Source organism: Vibrio sp. A1-b2 (assembly GCF_021726015.1).
In the GTDB taxonomy this organism is placed as follows: domain Bacteria; phylum Pseudomonadota; class Gammaproteobacteria; order Enterobacterales; family Vibrionaceae; genus Vibrio; species Vibrio diazotrophicus.
Window position 1 is genome coordinate 238535 of record NZ_JAKKCI010000001.1, and the last position, 17804, is coordinate 256338.

17 protein-coding genes are annotated in these 17804 nt (G+C 42.5%); 4 read left to right on the forward strand and 13 right to left on the reverse strand.

The window, feature by feature from the left end; genetic code table 11:
• Positions 1–120: 120 nt before the first annotated feature.
• Complete coding sequence (topA, locus tag L3V23_RS01060; protein ID WP_237291802.1) at positions 121–2751, reverse strand: type I DNA topoisomerase; 2631 nt, start codon at positions 2749–2751, stop codon at positions 121–123.
• A 418-nt stretch (positions 2752–3169) separates the two neighbouring features.
• Here topA and L3V23_RS01065 point away from each other — a divergent pair, with 418 nt between their 5' ends.
• Positions 3170–3418 (forward strand): DUF2498 family protein, encoded by a 249-nt coding sequence (locus L3V23_RS01065; protein WP_102952986.1) that lies wholly within the window; start codon positions 3170–3172, stop codon positions 3416–3418.
• Between the two features lie 34 nt (positions 3419–3452).
• On the opposite strand, the gene aroA is transcribed toward L3V23_RS01065, so the two are convergent.
• Both aroA and L3V23_RS01075 read right to left on the reverse strand, forming a co-directional pair.
• Entirely contained in the window at positions 3453–4733 is a 1281-nt protein-coding gene (gene aroA / locus L3V23_RS01070) for a 3-phosphoshikimate 1-carboxyvinyltransferase (protein WP_237291803.1), read from the reverse strand.
• A 135-nt stretch (positions 4734–4868) separates the two neighbouring features.
• Entirely contained in the window at positions 4869–5324 is a 456-nt protein-coding gene (locus L3V23_RS01075) for a glycine zipper 2TM domain-containing protein (protein ID WP_237291804.1), read from the reverse strand.
• Positions 5325–5353: 29 nt separating this feature from the next.
• Between L3V23_RS01075 and aat the strand changes: the two genes are divergently transcribed.
• The 3 genes from aat (at position 5354) to infA (ending at position 7095) form a co-directional block, all read left to right on the forward strand.
• Positions 5354–6085 carry a leucyl/phenylalanyl-tRNA--protein transferase gene (gene aat, locus L3V23_RS01080; RefSeq protein ID WP_237291805.1) on the forward strand — a complete coding sequence of 244 codons (732 nt, stop codon included), beginning with the start codon at positions 5354–5356 and terminating at the stop codon, positions 6083–6085.
• 9 nt (positions 6086–6094) lie between these two features.
• Positions 6095–6796 (forward strand): arginyltransferase, encoded by a 702-nt coding sequence (locus L3V23_RS01085; RefSeq protein WP_042481976.1) that lies wholly within the window; start codon positions 6095–6097, stop codon positions 6794–6796.
• 80 nt (positions 6797–6876) lie between these two features.
• Entirely contained in the window at positions 6877–7095 is a 219-nt protein-coding gene (infA, locus tag L3V23_RS01090; RefSeq protein WP_001040192.1) for a translation initiation factor IF-1, read from the forward strand.
• 227 nt (positions 7096–7322) lie between these two features.
• Here infA and L3V23_RS01095 read toward each other — a convergent pair whose 3' ends face one another.
• From L3V23_RS01095 to clpA, 10 genes are all read right to left on the reverse strand, one after another.
• Positions 7323–8171 carry a hypothetical protein gene (locus tag L3V23_RS01095; protein WP_237291806.1) on the reverse strand — a complete coding sequence of 283 codons (849 nt, stop codon included), beginning with the start codon at positions 8169–8171 and terminating at the stop codon, positions 7323–7325.
• The gene (locus L3V23_RS01100; protein ID WP_237291807.1) at positions 8168–9310 is read right to left on the reverse strand and encodes a beta-ketoacyl synthase N-terminal-like domain-containing protein; all 1143 of its coding nucleotides are present in this window, start codon (positions 9308–9310) and stop codon (positions 8168–8170) included. The genes L3V23_RS01095 and L3V23_RS01100 overlap by 4 nt, the downstream gene beginning before the upstream one ends.
• Before the next feature lie 4 nt (positions 9311–9314).
• On the reverse strand, positions 9315–9584 hold the full coding sequence (locus L3V23_RS01105) for an acyl carrier protein (protein WP_102952980.1): 270 nt from the start codon (positions 9582–9584) through the stop codon (positions 9315–9317).
• The gene (locus tag L3V23_RS01110) at positions 9581–10741 is read right to left on the reverse strand and encodes an ABC transporter permease (RefSeq protein WP_237291808.1); all 1161 of its coding nucleotides are present in this window, start codon (positions 10739–10741) and stop codon (positions 9581–9583) included. The genes L3V23_RS01105 and L3V23_RS01110 overlap by 4 nt, the downstream gene beginning before the upstream one ends.
• Entirely contained in the window at positions 10734–11654 is a 921-nt protein-coding gene (locus L3V23_RS01115) for an ABC transporter ATP-binding protein (RefSeq protein ID WP_237291809.1), read from the reverse strand. The genes L3V23_RS01110 and L3V23_RS01115 overlap by 8 nt, the downstream gene beginning before the upstream one ends.
• Positions 11654–12652 (reverse strand): BtrH N-terminal domain-containing protein, encoded by a 999-nt coding sequence (locus L3V23_RS01120; RefSeq protein WP_237291810.1) that lies wholly within the window; start codon positions 12650–12652, stop codon positions 11654–11656. The genes L3V23_RS01115 and L3V23_RS01120 overlap by 1 nt, the downstream gene beginning before the upstream one ends.
• Positions 12642–13070, reverse strand: a complete 429-nt coding sequence (locus L3V23_RS01125) for a hypothetical protein (RefSeq protein ID WP_042481966.1) — start codon at positions 13068–13070, stop codon at positions 12642–12644. The genes L3V23_RS01120 and L3V23_RS01125 overlap by 11 nt, the downstream gene beginning before the upstream one ends.
• The gene (locus tag L3V23_RS01130) at positions 13070–14263 is read right to left on the reverse strand and encodes a beta-ketoacyl-ACP synthase III (protein WP_276573983.1); all 1194 of its coding nucleotides are present in this window, start codon (positions 14261–14263) and stop codon (positions 13070–13072) included. The genes L3V23_RS01125 and L3V23_RS01130 overlap by 1 nt, the downstream gene beginning before the upstream one ends.
• Positions 14220–15134, reverse strand: coding sequence for a hypothetical protein (locus L3V23_RS01135; RefSeq protein WP_102963505.1), 915 nt, complete (start codon positions 15132–15134; stop codon positions 14220–14222). Before L3V23_RS01135 ends, L3V23_RS01130 begins: the two co-directional genes overlap by 44 nt.
• Before the next feature lie 401 nt (positions 15135–15535).
• Positions 15536–17803, reverse strand: coding sequence for an ATP-dependent Clp protease ATP-binding subunit ClpA (gene clpA, locus L3V23_RS01140; protein WP_042481962.1), 2268 nt, complete (start codon positions 17801–17803; stop codon positions 15536–15538).
• Between the last annotated feature and the right edge of the window lies 1 nt (position 17804).

The following is a 17804-nucleotide window of genomic DNA, read 5'->3' on the forward strand; positions in this document are numbered from 1 at the left end:
CAAGTTCGATGATTCTAATTACACTAACCAGACAATAACCCGTTAGCGAAACGTGCAATTTCAAAAAAGAAAAAAGGGTAGCTATTCGCTACCCTTTTCTATTTAAATCCGAAGATTCATTTAGGATTTTTTACGCTTATCCGTAATGTCCCATTTGCCATCAATGTAAAGCGCGGTCCAGCCTGATGGCTTACCATCGTTCTCTGTACGCACATAGTGTTCTTTAGTCTTACGGCTAAAACGAACAACAGCAGGACGACCATCAGGATCTTTCTCTGGTGCAGTCGCCAAATAATGGAATTTCTCTGGAAGGCGTTCCTTATATTTAGCCAGTTCTTCAACTAAAGGCGCGCGAGTTTCGCGAGATTTAGGGAAGTTACTTGCTGCAAAGAACAAACCAGCTGCGCCATCACGAAGCACAAAGTAGGCGTCAGAGTTTTCACATGGTAGTTCTGGGAAATGTACTGGTTCTTCTTTTGGTGGAGCAACTTCACCATTACGAAGAATCTTACGAGTGTTTTTACACTCCTCGTTAGTACATCCCATGTACTTACCAAAACGACCATTTTTAAGCACCATGTCTGAGCCACATTTATCACACTCAACAACAGGGCCATCGTAACCTTTAACCTTGAACTCACCTTGTTCGACAATGTAACCGTCACAGTTCGGGTTATTACCACAAACATGCAGCTTACGCTTATCATCAATCAGGTACGCATCCATTGCCGTTTCACAAATTGGGCAACGTTTCTTCGCACGAAGAGCCGCCGTTTCAACATCTTCTTCTAGGACGTTGATAATGCCTTCTTCGTCACCAAGGTTGATCGTTGTCTTACAACGCTCCTTCGGCGGCAATGCATAGCCAGAACAACCTAGGAACACACCTGTTGAAGCTGTGCGGATTCCCATCGGGCGTGAACAGGTAGGGCAAAGAATACTGGTTTCAACGATATGATTTGGTTTCATACCGCCATGATCTTCATCTTGCTCTGCTTTTTCCAAATCCGTGCTGAAATCGTTAAAGAAGCTATCTAGAACCTCTTTCCAGCTGGTTTCACCGACTGCGATTTGGTCCAGCTTCTCTTCCATGCGCGCAGTGAAATCGTAGTTCATCAGGTCATCGAAACTTTCGTCTAGACGGTCAGTAACGATTTCGCCCATTTTCTCGGCATAGAAACGACGCTGGTCAACTTTTACATAACCACGGTCTTGAATGGTTGAGATAATTGAAGCGTAAGTCGACGGACGACCAATACCACGTTTCTCAAGTTCTTTAACCAAAGCCGCTTCCGTATAACGAGCTGGCGGTTTAGTAAATTGCTGTCTTGGATCCAGCTTCTCAAGTGAAAGCTTATCGCCTACTTTCACTGCTGGAAGAATTTGGTCTTCATTCTTACCTAGTGGGCGTTGAACACGAGTCCAACCATCGAACTTCAGAATGCGGCCTTTCGCTTTCAACGTGTATTCAGCAGCTTTAACACTGACTGTTGTTGAATCGTATTTGGCGTCAGTCATCTGACAAGCCACAAACTGGTTCCAAATCAGCGCGTACAGTTTGTGAGCGTCCGCTTCCATACCTTCAAGGTCGTCAGCTTTTACTTCTACACTGGAAGGGCGAATCGCTTCGTGCGCCTCTTGCGCGCCCTCTTTGCTGCCGTAAACTTTCGCTTTGGCAGGTAAGTAATCCGCACCAAACTCAGAACTGATGTATTCGCGAACCGCATCCACAGCCTCTGAACTCAAGTTGGTTGAGTCAGTACGCATATAAGTGATGTAACCTGCTTCATAAAGACGCTGAGCTAACATCATGGTCTTCTTAACACCGTAGCCTAAGCGCGTACTTGCCGCTTGTTGCAGTGTTGATGTTATGAACGGAGCGCTTGCTTTACTGCTGGTTGGGCGGTCTTCACGTTTGCACACTTCATAAACGGCTTTTTGCAACGCAGCCACAGATGCCATGGCATCCGTTTCATTGGTAGGTCTGAAAGCTTCGCCATCTTTCTGCGCAACTTGAAGACGAAACGCTTCTTTGGCCGGTGTCGTTGTATCTGCGTGAATATCCCAAAACTCTTCAGGAACAAATGCTTTAATCGCACGTTCGCGCTCTACAAGCAGTTTTACAGCGACAGACTGCACACGGCCCGCAGATAGGCCACGAGCGACTTTTTTCCACAACAGTGGAGAAACCATAAAGCCTACAACACGGTCCATAAAACGGCGTGCTTGCTGCGCATTAACGCCATCCATGTTCAAGTCTCCAGGTTTTTGGAAGGCTTGTTGGATAGCATTCTTAGTAATTTCGTTAAACACTACACGTTTGTATCGCTCTTCATCGCCACCGATGATCTCACGAAGGTGCCAAGCGATAGCCTCTCCCTCGCGGTCCAAATCGGTTGCGAGATAGACGTGGTCAGCATCTTTCGCAAGTTTCTGTAGCTCTGCTACAACTTTTTCTTTACCTGGCAGAATTTGGTAATTCGCTTCCCAACCATGATAAGGGTCAATACCCATTTTTTTGATTAGGGCGCTGCGCTCTTTCTCTTTTTTAAGGCGAGCTTTTTCTTCTACGCTTAAATTTTTTGATACCGCAGCAGCTTTTTTGGCAGCTGTTGTTGCAGTGCTTTGACCTGCGGTTGGTAGATCGCGGACATGACCGACACTAGACTTAACAATGAAGTCTTTACCAAGGTATTTATTAATTGTTTTCGCCTTGGCTGGTGATTCCACTATAACGAGTGATTTACCCATAATTTGACTCAAATGCCCTTAATCACTATGAAAACGCTCAATCAAACGGCGCTCTACAAGGTTGCTTCTTTTTTTTACTATCGAGCCGAACAACAAGAAGATCAACTTGTTTTTTTAAAATCCTTTTTATTTGCTCGACAAATCGACGAATTGTGCTTCTACGTTCAAAAACCCGCACATACTAGAATGACTGATTCCCAGACGCGACTATAAACGAATTAAACATGGAGCAAATCACAAAAGTGGCATTTGCACAAATCCTACCATTTCTGTTTTCGATCATGGAATTGACCACAAGTAGCATTACACTGCCAGAGAAATACTCAAACAGTGTGCTGAGTTGACAACCGCCTACCAAGGCAATTTAATTGCCAGTGTTAATTCAGTTTCAGATTTCGTTTTATGAGGTAACACATTAATGAATGATAAAAAAACCGTCAGTGAGTTTGAACTGCTACTAATTGCGAACCAATTAATTCAAGACCACGAGCAGTACTTCGAAGGTTTAAGAGCAGACAGTGTTGAAGAAAAAGACGACGTTCTGGTATTTAAAGGCAACTATTTTCTAAACGAAAATGGCTTACCAACCGAGAAGACTACAGTGGTATTTAACATGTTTAAATACCTAGCTCATCAGCTGTCGAAAGAGTTCAGTGTCGAAAAATAATAAAAGCCTCATTTGAGGCTTTTATTTCAACAGGTTAATGACTCAGATTCGCAAATTTCTCAAAATAATCTGGGAAAGTTTTTGATGTACATTTCGGGTCATTAATCGTCACTGGTGTATCACTTAGCGCTACCAGCGAGAAACACATAGCCATACGGTGGTCGTCATAAGTGTCAATCACAGCGTGAGTTAGCTTAGCTGGAGGCGTGATAATGATGTAGTCCTCACCCTCTTCCACTTCTGCGCCCACTTTTCGCAATTCTGTCGCCATAGCGGAAAGACGGTCAGTCTCTTTCACGCGCCAGTTATACACGTTACGGATCGTCGTTGTACCTTTGGCAAAAAGAGCGGTTGTAGCAATGGTCATCGCCGCATCAGGAATATGGTTGAAATCAAGGTCAACTGCGTTTAACTCACCGCGACGAGCAATCACATAATCATCGCCCCATTCAATTTCTGCGCCCATTTTCTCAAGCGCATCAGCAAATTGAATATCCCCTTGAATACTGTTTTTCCCAATACCTGTCACTTTAATCTCACCACCTTTGATTGCTGCAGCAGCAAGGAAGTAAGACGCAGAAGAGGCATCGCCCTCCACTAAAAAGTTACCCGGTGATACATAGTTTTGACCAGCACGAACAACAAACTCTTGGTAATCATGGTTTTCAACCTGAACACCAAACTGTTCCATGATATGCAGGGTGATGTCGATGTAGGGTTTAGAAACCAATTCACCAATAATTTTGATCGTGATATCGCCTTTAGCAAGCGGAGCTGACATCAAGAATGCGGTTAAAAACTGGCTTGAAATTGAACCATCAATTTCTACCGTTCCTGACGCTAAACCAGTGCCTTTAATGCGTAGTGGCGGAAAGTTCTCATTTTCTAGATATTCAATATCCGCACCTGCTTGACGCAGGGCATCCACTAAGTGACCAATTGGGCGTTCCTTCATACGAGGTTCGCCAGTCAGTACATAGTCACCCGAGCCTAAACACAATGCTGCGGCAAGTGGGCGCATTGCTGTACCCGCATTACCCAAAAACAGTTCTTGAGCCTGATCTGCGGTAAACGGCTTACCTAGACCTTCAACTTCACACACTGTTTTATCGTCAGATAATTGATACTGAACACCGAGTTTGGTAAGTGCGTTCAACATATGGCGAATATCGTCACTGTCGAGCAAATTAGTAAGTCGCGTTGTCCCTTTGGCTAAAGCAGCCAACAACAAGGCGCGGTTTGATACACTTTTCGAACCTGGGAGATTCACTTCTCCACTGATTTTTTGAATGGGTTGTAACGTAAGGCTTTCCATTAATGCTGTGTTTCCTTGCACCGCTCTCATATCTCTTTTTATCTGGAGCGATGTAAAATTCTTCGTACTGGCAGACTAACTAAATTCAACCGTGAAAACTAGCCTAAATCTCTAGTCGTCGTGAATTTTTAGTCATCACATTTCTTTGTCCACACGAACGCCATCGTCAAAGTATAAAATTCGCACTTTATCTTTTTTGCTGAACAGCATTTGAGGGTCGACATCTTGGATAACATCAATCCATTTTCCGTCTTTCGTTTCTATCAAAAGTTCCACTAAGCGATACTCAATACTGTAAGTTCGATTCGCATTCTTATGCGCGATACTTCCTCCAGCAATAGCACCTACTGCCGTGGCGACTTCGCGCCCATGACCATCACCAAATTGATTGCCGATCAAACCGCCAACCACAGCGCCCAACAAGGTTTCCCAGCCGTTTGCTTTCGACTGAACAATATCTTGTTGGGAAATGTAGCGAACGCTTTCTATCGTTCCAAATACGACTTCGTTTACGGGTTTTGCTTGGTTACGTTGATAACTGGCATTGGCAAACAACGGAAAAATCAATATGATCCATATCCACTTTTTCATTTTCTCTCCTAATCAAAGCTGGGGTTTCGATGACGATTTATCTTCCAGAGCTGGCTGCTAATGATTACGGCTTCCCTTCACCTTATGAAGCATTAGAAGATCCAAACGGTCTGCTGGCTTTTGGGGGAGATCTCAACCCAAATCGAATTTATAACGCCTATAAAAATGGTATTTTCCCTTGGTATGGTCCCGGTGAACCCATTTTATGGTGGAGCCCATCTCCGCGAGCAGTGTTTGATCCTAAGACATTCAAACCTGCCAAAAGTGTGAAAAAATATCAGCGTAAACAACAATATTTGGTCAGCATCAACCATGCGACTAAACATGTCATTGAAATGTGCGCTGCGACTCGTTCGCCAGAACAGACTTGGATTCATGCAGAAATGCGCGAAGCCTATGGTGAGCTGGCGGAACTTGGCAAATGCCACTCCGTTGAAGTATGGCAGAAGGAACAGCTTGTCGGTGGTTTATACGGCATTCAGATGGGGCAGATTTTTTGCGGTGAATCCATGTTCAGCACGCAAACCAATGCTTCCAAAGTTGCGTTATGGTATTTCTGTCATCATTTTGCAAAGCATGGTGGACAGCTCATTGACTGCCAAGTAATGAACCCACATCTCGCATCATTAGGTGCATTTGAATTACCACGTGACGAATTTATAAATTCGTTGCTATCTTTTAGAGATAAAGCAATAAAAGAAGCGTGTTTCAAACGCCAGTGGCTCAGTATTAGCATTACAGATGAATCTGAGTCTGTTTAGGAGTAAAGCGTGAGTTCTGATATACACCAAATTAGAATTGGCCTGACAAACAATCACCCTTGCAGTTATCTCAAAGACCGCATGGAGCGTGTTGCTGTCGCACTTGATAGCAGTATGCAGTCTGACGAAAATTATGAAATTCTTCTCGCGAATGGTTTTCGCCGAAGTGGCGATACGATTTACAAACCCCACTGCGATACATGTAGCGCCTGCCATGCTTTGCGTGTTTCTGTTCCTAGTTTCACCCCTTCAAAAAGTCAGAAGCGTTTAATCAACAAAATGAAGCCGCATCTGACTTGGGAACTTAAACCCAAGTTAGATGAGAACTGGTTCTCTCTCTACTCTAAATACATTAAGGCTCGTCATCGCGATGGCACCATGTATCCACCGCAGAAAGATGAATTTGATAAATTTGCTAATTCCCAGTGGCTGAACACCCAGTTTCTTCATATTTATGAAGATAATCAGCTCATCGCGGTTGCAGTAACCGATATTCTGCCTAATAGTGCGAGCGCGTTTTATACCTTTTTTGACCCAGAATCCTCACTATCTATTGGAACTCTGGCTATTTTGATTCAGTTGGAATATTGCAAGAACAGCCGTAAACAGTGGCTTTATTTAGGTTATCAAATCGACGATTGCCCTGCTATGAACTATAAAGTGCGCTTCCAACGCCATCAAAGGCTAGTAAATCAGCGTTGGCAAGGGTAGAATACGCCCCAACTTAACTTGTTTAACAATCATCGGCACGATAGGTCGTTGATTTGCGCCACATTTCTAAAGAGGATTAAATGGCTAAAGAAGACGTAATTGAGATGCAAGGTACTGTCCTTGATACTCTTCCAAACACAATGTTCCGTGTTGAGCTTGAAAACGGTCACGTAGTAACGGCTCACATCTCTGGTAAAATGCGTAAAAACTACATTCGTATTCTAACGGGTGACAAAGTTACTGTTGAGATGACTCCATACGACCTATCAAAAGGCCGCATCGTCTTCCGTGCTCGTTAATCTCTGATTTTCGAATACAACAAAAAGCGGAGCTTAAGGCTCCGTTTTTTGTTACGGTTCTAATGAATACAACGCATCTAGAAATGTAAGGGACAATTTAGCTTTCTTTTGGGGATCACCCTCTACCAATAGAAAACACAGAGGAAGCTATTTAATTGTTGCAATGCTTGATGTGTTAAAAGCTAGAATGGGAAGCACAAGCTCCCCGTCATTTCACTACCGAACCTTTAGACTGAAACTTCCGTTTTTATCTTCGTGACACAATACTTCCCATCTAAGAAGTTGATAAGCTGCAGTATACCTACCCTAGTTTCAACAAATTGGTTTATCGTATAAAGCATATTCGTTTCATAGAAGTCACAAGCTACATCGAACAGTTCAAGATATTCGCACGCCATTACTTTCGCTCGCGATACCTCATCCATTCTGTCACTCATCGCAACATAGCTGGGTTCTACTATCGAATCTAAATATCTTGTGAAGCCATCGTAATCCATCATCTCTGATACATGTACAACTTGAGCTAATGCGTTGTTTTCCTCTTGGCTCAGCAGCAGCCAGTTAGAACCTTCCCCAACTATCACGTCATCATTGAGATCTAAGTAGCGATGAGGAGAACTGGTCTCGCTCGGCAGCTCATCGATTCCACCAAGCAAGATCTGGGATTCTCGGTTCAGACGTAATTTAGCGTCTGAAAGTCGCAATGCGTTTTCAACCACAAAACCTTGGTGTGATAAATTCAAATTCGAGCTGTCTAAACCCAGATATTTGCTTATGTAAAAACCAGCAGTGTTGCTTAATGAGTTAATAAAATCCACTGGCTTAGGGGGTGTTTTTTCAATATATCGCTGCTCGCATGAACGGCAAAATACAGATAAATCACCCTGACCAGAAACCAGATAAAGAGCGGTGTTCGTGGATACACCTTTCATACCCGATACGCCCAATATTCCTAGTTGAATAAAGCGGTCCGTTCTACGGATATAACTCGGAGCAACTTGTTTGCATTCCTGCTTAATATCAACCGAAAGATCTCGGTGAACATAAAATGAAGAGACTTGCTGGATATACATCATGCTTCCTGCTTTTCAATCAAAAAAACATTGTTATTGCCGCCAAAACCAAAGCAATTGATCAAAAAGACACCTTGTTTACATGAAATAGGCTCTTGAGTAGGAGACCAGTTCATTTCAGGGTCCACCGTTGAAAAATTAGGCGTTTGTGGAATGAAACCATGGTCAATGGCATTCATCATCAACACTAATTCGCTCGTTCCACAACTCCCTAACGTATGGCCTATATAAGGCTTCAGAGAGAAAAACGGAGGGGCTACCTTAAACACTGACCTCATACCATTAATTTCGGCTAAATCGCTCAAATAACTCGCTGTGCCGTGCGCCTTAATGGCACGAATATCCTGACATGACACACCCGCATTATCCAAAGCTTGTTGAATCACTTTCGCCACACCAGATCCATCAGGATTAACGCCTGTAACACTGTGAGTTTCACAACGGGCATCTCCGCCAAGAAAGTGCCAAGGAGATGCCTTGATATCGCTACGGCTCATGAGAATCACACTTAATGATTCTCCTAGTATCAAACCATCTCTGATCATATCAAACGGCTTACAACTTTCAGTCGCCAAAAGTTGCATAGAGACAAACCCCTCGACAGAGTGGTCAGCAAAAGTTTCAATCCCGACCACTAATGCGTAATCGAGTATCTGACTTTCAAGCATAGTGGCGGCGTCTAAAATTGCATTTGAACTTGAAGTACAGGCTGTATTGTATGTGAGGCTAAAATCATTTAATCCAAAATGCGCACTTAGTCGTTCAGCATATCTCCCGTTCCCAACTCTCTGCTTTGCAATGGATAGTGTTTCTTGTTGCTTGATGCTTTCACCAAGGGGAACAGACAAAGATAGATCATTAGAAGCACAGCCGACGAACAAACCACATCGCGAGCGCTGACTAGGCTCAATTGCGCACTGCTCGAAAATCGAATCGATTAATGCTGTTAAATATGGAACAGGGTCGAACAATGCATCGAACTTTCCTTCATTCCGTATCGCATAGTAAGGAATCGTTCGTTTTTGGTCGAATACCTGAATGGCTTTACTCTGAACGAAAAACTCACCATTCTGTAACGCTTCTACTTGCTGCTGTTTGTCGCCCAAAGCACTAAGAACTTCTCCCGCTAAAATAGTGATCATGAAACTATTCCGGTTGCAGATGATCGGCAAGATGATTCACCGTGGTGACCACACGGCGGAACTCTTTCGGGTCCACTAAACGCAAGTTAAAGTGTCGTTGAAGCAGCATAGAGATCTGTAATCCGTCAACGGAGTCAAACTCAAGTTCACTCTCTGGAGAAAATAGCATCACGTCATCAGACAGTTCATTCGCGTCAATGTCATCACGATCGCACTCTTCAAGAATCATTGTCTTTAGTTTTAATTTGAATTCATTATCCAAAGAGCCTCTCATGCTTCTTTCCTTTTTTTAAATGTAAATATAACAGCCGCAAGGCTAAGAGATATCAAGCCAAACAGACTCAAAGCGATAGCTTCTGGAATGATGTCTCGCACTCCACCACTACGCAAAAAAATATCTAAGAAGCCTTCAAGCCCCCATGACATCGGAGAGATGTTGCTCAACGTTTGCATCGATTCTGGCATCACAACCTTTGGCACCATAACACCGCCGATAGCACCTAGGAGAATGTTAATTATTCCGCCTATGGTTGTTGCTTGCTCCACACTGTCTACCGAAGTCGCAATTAAAATAGACAGACCAATAGCAGAGATACTTAACGCTATAGAGACCAATATCAATCCAAAAACAGAACCGGAAATCGTCAAAGGTGCCGCTCCGAAATAAGGAACGACGAACATACCGACCCCAATCATTAGCCATACCTGAACTTGGTTTATCAACATATAGGGAATGATTTTCCCGGCAAACAAATTAAGAATGCTGACATTCATCGTAAAAAGCCGTCTTAATGTGTTCTGCTTTTTCTCATTGATAAAGATGGTGGACATCGGAATGATGACAAAAAATAAACCGAAGACTATCCAAGAGGGCACACTTTGCTGCGTTGACGTTGGTTTTTCATTTTGTGCAAACTTGGCATAATTCACTTCAATAAATTCTTCGTCGAAAGACTTAACGTCTCGCCCGCCACGCGAACCAAACTGCTTTTGAATAGCTGAACTCATAGTGTCTAACTGATGTTTCATCACAATCAGTGACATCTGACTTTTAAAAATGCTTAACAGTGATGGAGAAGTATCAGCGGCAACCGTCAACTTAATATCGGATAAATCGCTTTCAAAGCCTTCAGGTATATCAACTATAAACTGAACCCCTTCATCTTCAGGGGAACGGTACGTCTCTTCACTGTAATCCCGTTGTGAGAAAGATGGAGTCTCTGCCAATTCCTCCACTAATGTTTGACTGGCATGAGTCTGGTCTCTATCTATCACGATATAACTCATCAGAGATTTATCGTCATTCATGACATCTTTTAAGGCGATAGACATAATCAGGATAAACACTGCCGGCATAATAAACAGTGCCGCTAACGCATGTTTATCGCGACCTATTAGTAAAAACTCTTTCGTAAGCATCGCCTTAAACATCGTTGCGATCCTTAGACGTTAGCTGAATAAACATCGATTCTAAGGTTGTTGTTCCATAGCGGATATTTTTGACTTTACGTTGATTTGCTTCCAGTGAGTTAAGGACCTGAGTAACCACTGAAGCCTCTGTGGTATTGAGCAACAGGGTTTCGTTATTGATCACTTGCACCATCTGTTGCGCCTCAAAAAGACCATTGATAGATTGAGTCTGAGGATAGAGTTCAACAACTACCTGTTGCGCCTCATGATTGTTAACCATCTCATCAATGGTTCCCTGCTTGATTATTTTCCCTGCGTTAATAATCGCAACTTCATCGCAGATCTTCTCAATTTCAGGCATGTAATGAGAGGTATAGACAATCGTTTTATTGTCATTGGCGTAGGCTTTAATACTGTCCAAAATCTCATTACGTGACTCAGGGTCGATACCAACCGTCGGTTCGTCAAAAAACAGAATGTCAGGATTATTCAACAGGCCAATTGCAATATTCAGTCGACGCTTTTGTCCGCCGGACAAAGTTGATGCCTTTCGTGCCAGCATTGAAGACAAGCGGTTTGTTTCGATGGCATATTCAAAGTTTTGATGAAAACGTTCACCTTTAATCCCCTGAATACCAGCGAAAAATTTCAAATTCTCTTTCACAGACAAGTGTTCATAAAACGCGAGACTTTGAGGTATCAACGAACAACGTTCACGGATTTCCTTAAGGTTTTTCGCCAAAGGCATCCCGAAGAAACTCACGCTACCCGCGTCATAAGTTAATAAGCCATTCAATATAGACATGAGTGTGGTTTTCCCTGCCCCATTCGGCCCAAGTAAACCAAAGATAGAGTTGGAAGGAATAACTAATGATAAATTGTCTAACGCTTTAACTTCATTGTATGACTTGGTTAGTGCCTCGATTTGGATCATTAAAAGGCTCTCAGAAGTGATTGATAAAGCTTTTGTTCTTGACCTGCAATGGATTCTAGTTTGGATGCAATCAAAGAATAATCAATTGCTTGCTTATTTCTCGGACGAATCGCTTTAGCAATCATTAACGCAAACTCTCGCCATTCATCACCTATTGCCGTCATATCTTTTGATGCCTTTTCCAAAGCTTGATTATGAATAAGTGCGGCAGATTCTTGCAGAAATGACGCGTATATATATCGGAACCCTGCTCCTCCCGTACCAATTTCTTCCTGCATACGAATGATATGACCTAAAAACAATTTGGCGTAATGCTCGTCTTTGTTCTCTAGCGCTCGGATATGTTTCGCCAGAAAATACATGCCCTTAAGTCCCGCAATAGGTACTGGTGCTTTCAACATGGATTTGGCGGTTTTCTTGATACTTTTTCTGATGATCTCAGGGTAATCAACCGATGAAGGTACATAAGTTGGATAATAGAGTGCACCTTTAGGTGCCATGACACCCTTAACAAAGCGGGCTTTTTGCAATGCCGTTTCATCAGAGGAAACCAGATGTTCGAACACCGGATCGCTAATGGTATAGGTATTGTCTTCTTTACCAACAACAACAAGGTTATGAGCATTAAAATGAAACCGCATTTCCTCAGGAAAATATGGAAGCCAAAACACAGAGGTTTGCGCACCTACAATTTTTCCGTCAGCCAATAACGAGTCTAGCCTTTTCGTACCTTGTTCTGGTTTGGAAAATGTCTCCACTTTCATTTTCACCCCTAATGCCCTTTGCACACCTTTTATGATTGATTTAGGCATAGAGCGATAGGCTATCAAAGGCATTCCGCTTAGCTTAACAAACGGAAGATAAGCAAAAGTAAGTGCACTGGATAGACCAAACACCATTGGCTCAGATAAAGGCAGACCATGATGGGTCAGTATCGATGACATAACTCCACTTTCGCAGTGCGCATAGTGTTTGTGAGAAAACTCATTACGACTCATGATCGTTTCCCTCAACATTGAGCTCTGGCAAGGTGGACAATTGTTCAACGCTGATCCCCAACGCCTCACTGTATGCATTCAACTTTTTAATTGGAAGCTTAGCAAAAACTGTAGGTTTCATATGACGTTTAACCCGCCATTGGAACCACCCTACTGACTGAGCCAAAACCATAAGATCCATACGTCGAGCGTACATATGGTAATACAAGGGAGACTTCTCTCCGCTTTCAACCAGTTTATAAGCAGCAATCGCCTGACGCTCAAATTCATTGAGTGCTTGCTTAGTCACCAACTCTTCAGCTTCCCAACCCGACGATGCCACGACACCATATTCACCAGACTCACTGGTGGCATACAAAGCTTTAGCGTTATTAGCGTAAGTAGAAGACTGATCTTGAGGTACCTTATTCGCTTCCATTACACCACCTTAAGCTGCATAAAGGCGGTAGAAAAACGCCCGCTTTCTGGTACGTAACACAACAATGTGTCACCTACTTTTAACTGTTTTGAATGGAAGAGCTCTTCCAAAATGATATAGATAGACGCAGATCCCGTATTCCCTTTGGTCGATAAGTTAGTAAACCATCGCTCTTGTGGGATATCGCAATTAGCCTCTAACATGCCTTGATACAATCGATCGCGGAAATATCCAGAAGAGTAATGAGGTAGGAAGTAAGTGATCTCATCAGGATTCACTTTACCACTGGTAACAAGATCTCTTAGCGGACGTGTCACTGTATATTCCACTATATTTTCGTTTAATTGTTTTACGTCTTGTTTTACGGAAAAGATCGATTTGTCTAGCCACGACTGAGTAGAGTATTCTCTCCACCCTTTTAAACATCCATTTTCTAGTTTTTCAGCCCCCGCATACATACAAGCATCCAGCTCGTTTGCATAGGACTTCTGCTCAATCCATTCTATTTCGAGCGAAATACCATGGTCATTTTTTTTGTTGCTAAGAAGCGCAGCACCGGCGCCATCGCTTAGCATCCAACGTAAAAAGTCTTTTTCAAATGCAATTTCAGGCTGACGTTCGAGTTCTTCTACCTTACTTGATACTTCTGCTTCAAATTGACCCGCTCTCATCATAGCGGAAGCATTTTCGGAACCAGTAACAACTGCATTGCTGCTTTGACCACTTAATATGGACATATAGCCATACTTAAGAGACATGGTTCCTGCTAAGCAGATGCCCGCCAACGCGACCACTTCACAGCTAGGGATTTTAAGTTCACCATGCACCATTAACGCATGGTTGGGCAGCAACTGGTCTGCGATAGTTGTACCACAAGCAAGAAGCTCTATTTCTTTGATATCAAAAAAGTCTGAGTTAAGCCGTTTAATTGCTTCAGCAGTGAGTTGTGCATTCGTATGTGTTGTACTGCCTGTCTCTGGATCAATCGCATAATATCGCTGCTTAATTTGATTGGAGCGTAGTATAAGATTTTTAGCTCTTGATGGACGATCGCCAACTTGTCCTAAAACACTTTCTATCTGCTTGTTGCTTACCGCCTCATTCGGCAAAAAAGCTTGGACATCGTTTAAATATACTTTTTTATTCATTTTATCGTCCGGAAGGTTTTTCATAGTATTTAATGCTTTTTTCAATCGAGTCTTTCATCAATGGTGAAATAAGCTTCTTAGCAAGTAAATTAATTGGAACCAGAGTGAGAATCATTGCAACTAAAAACAACACATAGACAGTAATGATCACTTTACGAGATAAAGCGCCCGGTTTTCCCGATAATTGAATTAGCTTTCCCCAAATCATAAACGAGCGAGTCGCTATTTTTTCGGAACTAATTAACTTCCCGTTAACTTTAACGGCATCCAAATTAGTCAAGAGGGGTTTCTTCTCTTTTTCCAAATCCTGCTCTAATGCCATAGCTAAGCGTTCACCAAATCGAGCACTTTCTTTAATATCTTGTTCGCTCACTCCAGCCGCAGGAAATATCCAAAAAGGATCTTTTTTACCTGTTAACAACCAACGAGGCGTAGTGATAAATGAGTAAATAGTGCCACTTTGATCGGTTAAAACCGCATTATCAATCAAATGTCCACCACACTCAGTTATTAGAGCTTTCATTTTCTCTTGAGCCATAACCCACATATCACGACAAGCAATAAGAGTAACAACTGGTTTATCTTTTAATAGCTGTTTAGCTTGCTCTGTTTTTAAAAAACCCGTAATTGGAATAGCAGGAGCCAAAAACCAAACTGTATACGCGATAATAACTAAATCATACTCATCAGCTAAATTTGAAGCGGATTTTAACTCACAACCATTCATATAAATTGCTTCTGGAAATGCGTCAAAAAAAGGGTAAAAAGACCATGGATATGGATAAGGTTTAACTGGCTCCAAAATGTGATAGTCAACATGTATATCATCACTTTGGCAAAGAGATTTCGTCGATGATTCAACAAACTTAGAAAGCTGGCCACTTTGAGAGTAAGAAACAACTAGAACTTTTTTCATATAAAGGCTTAGATTGATAACTAGCAGTAGAATTAAATAGATAATCTATATGTGTATATTGATGCAAGATTACCATTAATTCATGAAATGTGAATATTTTATCCAAAACTAAAGTTTTAGATACGGTATTCACAAACATAAAACCAAAGCTCTCTTTTTAGATTTACTTCACAAAATTCAGCTTATTTTTTAATACTCGAAAACTTATAAGTTGTTATTCGGGAATCGCTTGCGATGAAGAATATACATATGAATCTCTTAAGCAAGGGCTTAATATTCTCATAAAACAGAAATAGCGTATTCGTTGCAAGATCAAAAATACCCGTCAGATTTCTCAATCTGACGGGTATTATATCTTAAAGATTCGCCTTTTTGGCTGCTAGCTACACGCAGTTAAGGTCTCAATGCAGCACTTCTTCTTTAGCACCTAAGTATTCAAAGACAAGATGATCATCTTTCAGAGCCACCTTCACAGTTCCGCCATCAACCAATGCGCCAAATAGCAACTCATTAGCCAGTGGTTTCTTCAACTGATCTTGAATGACACGTCCCATTGGGCGTGCACCCATTTCACGGTCATAACCTTTCACAGCTAACCAATGACGAGCATCTTCTGAAACTTCAAGAGATACACCACGAGCATCCAATTGTACTTGTAGCTCGACGATGAACTTATCAACCACTTGGTGAATTACACTTTCATCCAAACTGTTAAACCAAATAGTATGGTCTAAACGGTTACGGAATTCTGGTGTGAACACTTTCTTGATTTCTGACATCGCATCATGGCTATGATCTTGCTGAATCAAACCAATGGATTTCTTCACTGTTTCAGCCACGCCAGCGTTGGTTGTCATCACTAAGATGATGTTACGAAAATCCGCTTTGCGACCGTTGTTGTCTGTTAGCGTGCCGTTATCCATCACTTGCAATAGCAAGTTAAAGATATCAGGGTGCGCTTTTTCAATTTCGTCTAGAAGCACAACCGCATGTGGGTTCTTAATCACGGCATCCGTTAACAAACCACCTTGGTCATAACCAACATAACCTGGAGGAGCACCGATCAAACGGCTCACAGAGTGGCGCTCACCGTATTCAGACATGTCAAATCGGAGTAGTTCAATACCCAACAGTTTAGACAGTTGAACGGTGACTTCTGTTTTACCTACGCCCGTTGGACCAGCAAACAAGAATGAACCGACAGGACGATTATCCGCGCCTAAACCAGCACGAGTGAGCTTGATGGATTCGGTTAACACATCAATCGCGTTATCTTGACCGAACACAAGCATCTTCATTTTCTTATCCAGATTTTTCAGGATATCTTTGTCCGACGAAGAGACGGATTTCTCTGGGATACGAGCCATTTTTGCAACCATGGACTCAATCTCAGCCACACCGACTGTTTTCTTACGGCGACTCGCTGGCATTAGGCGAACACGCGCACCAGCTTCATCTATAACATCGATAGCTTTGTCCGGTAAGTGACGCTCATTGATGTACTTCGCAGACAATTCAACCGCAGCACGAAGAGCCTTGTTGGTATAACGCACGTCGTGGTGAGCTTCGTATTTTGGCTTCAAACCCATCAAAATTTTGGTTGTGTCATCCAACGAAGGTTCTACAACGTCAATTTTTTGGAATCGGCGTGAAAGCGCGCGCTCTTTCTCAAAAATGTTGCTGTACTCTTGATAGGTGGTTGAACCAATACAACGCAACTTACCGCTACTTAGTAGAGGTTTAATTAAGTTCGCTGCATCAACCTGACCACCAGACGCAGCACCGGCACCGATGATGGTATGAATTTCATCGATGAAAAGAATCGCGTCTTTCTCTTTCTCAAGTTGTTTAAGAATGGTTTTAAAACGTTTCTCAAAGTCACCACGGTATTTTGTACCCGCAAGTAGTGAACCGATATCCAGAGAGTAAATAACGCTGTCTTGGATCACTTCCGGTACTTGTCCTTCAACGATTCTCCAAGCCAAACCTTCCGCTATAGCGGTTTTACCTACGCCTGCTTCACCCACCAATAATGGGTTGTTTTTACGTCGACGACATAGCACTTGAATCGTACGTTCAAGTTCTTTATCACGACCAATCAGAGGATCTATCTGACCTTGACCAGCTAACTGGTTTAAGTTCGTTGCAAAGCTTTCTAGTCTTTCATCGGCTGAAGAATCGTCTGAACTCTCCGTACCAAACGAATCGGAAGATGGGTCTTCACTTGAACTCGATGCTTTAGTAATTCCGTGGGAAATATAGTTAACGATATCCAAACGACTAATATCGTTCTTCTTCAATAGATAGGCTGCGTGAGATTCCTGCTCACTAAAAATAGCAACCAGCACGTTAGCACCCGTGACTTCACTGCGACCAGATGATTGAACATGGAACACAGCACGTTGTAATACACGTTGAAAGCTGAGCGTTGGCTGAGTCTCACGTGTTTCGTCGTTATCTGGGATGAGAGGGGTTGTCTGGTCAATAAATACGTCAAGCTCTCGACGTAAAACGTCAACATCTGCCTGACAGGCCAATAATGCTTCCTTCGCTGCATCGTTTTCTAACAATGCAAGTAGGAGGTGCTCGACGGTCATGAATTCATGTCTTTTGTCTCGCGCTCGAGCGAACGCGCCGTTTAGACTAGACTCTAGTTCTTTGTTAAGCATA

What these genes read in the sequence shown, in the direction of transcription:
- clpA (WP_042481962.1), bottom strand. Translation starts at nt 17,803, where the DNA reads ATGCTTAACAAAGAACTAGAGTCTAGTCTAAACGGCGCGTTCGCTCGA.
- L3V23_RS01115 (WP_237291809.1), bottom strand. Translation starts at nt 11,654, where the DNA reads ATGATCCAAATCGAGGCACTAACCAAGTCATACAATGAAGTTAAAGCG.
- aat (WP_237291805.1), top strand. Translation starts at nt 5,354, where the DNA reads ATGACGATTTATCTTCCAGAGCTGGCTGCTAATGATTACGGCTTCCCT.
- aroA (WP_237291803.1), bottom strand. Translation starts at nt 4,733, where the DNA reads ATGGAAAGCCTTACGTTACAACCCATTCAAAAAATCAGTGGAGAAGTG.
- L3V23_RS01120 (WP_237291810.1), bottom strand. Translation starts at nt 12,652, where the DNA reads ATGAGTCGTAATGAGTTTTCTCACAAACACTATGCGCACTGCGAAAGT.
- L3V23_RS01100 (WP_237291807.1), bottom strand. Translation starts at nt 9,310, where the DNA reads ATGATCACTATTTTAGCGGGAGAAGTTCTTAGTGCTTTGGGCGACAAA.
- L3V23_RS01105 (WP_102952980.1), bottom strand. Translation starts at nt 9,584, where the DNA reads ATGAGAGGCTCTTTGGATAATGAATTCAAATTAAAACTAAAGACAATG.
- L3V23_RS01075 (WP_237291804.1), bottom strand. Translation starts at nt 5,324, where the DNA reads ATGAAAAAGTGGATATGGATCATATTGATTTTTCCGTTGTTTGCCAAT.
- topA (WP_237291802.1), bottom strand. Translation starts at nt 2,751, where the DNA reads ATGGGTAAATCACTCGTTATAGTGGAATCACCAGCCAAGGCGAAAACA.
- L3V23_RS01095 (WP_237291806.1), bottom strand. Translation starts at nt 8,171, where the DNA reads ATGATGTATATCCAGCAAGTCTCTTCATTTTATGTTCACCGAGATCTT.
- L3V23_RS01125 (WP_042481966.1), bottom strand. Translation starts at nt 13,070, where the DNA reads ATGGAAGCGAATAAGGTACCTCAAGATCAGTCTTCTACTTACGCTAAT.
- L3V23_RS01110 (WP_237291808.1), bottom strand. Translation starts at nt 10,741, where the DNA reads ATGTTTAAGGCGATGCTTACGAAAGAGTTTTTACTAATAGGTCGCGAT.
- infA (WP_001040192.1), top strand. Translation starts at nt 6,877, where the DNA reads ATGGCTAAAGAAGACGTAATTGAGATGCAAGGTACTGTCCTTGATACT.
- L3V23_RS01135 (WP_102963505.1), bottom strand. Translation starts at nt 15,134, where the DNA reads ATGAAAAAAGTTCTAGTTGTTTCTTACTCTCAAAGTGGCCAGCTTTCT.
- L3V23_RS01065 (WP_102952986.1), top strand. Translation starts at nt 3,170, where the DNA reads ATGAATGATAAAAAAACCGTCAGTGAGTTTGAACTGCTACTAATTGCG.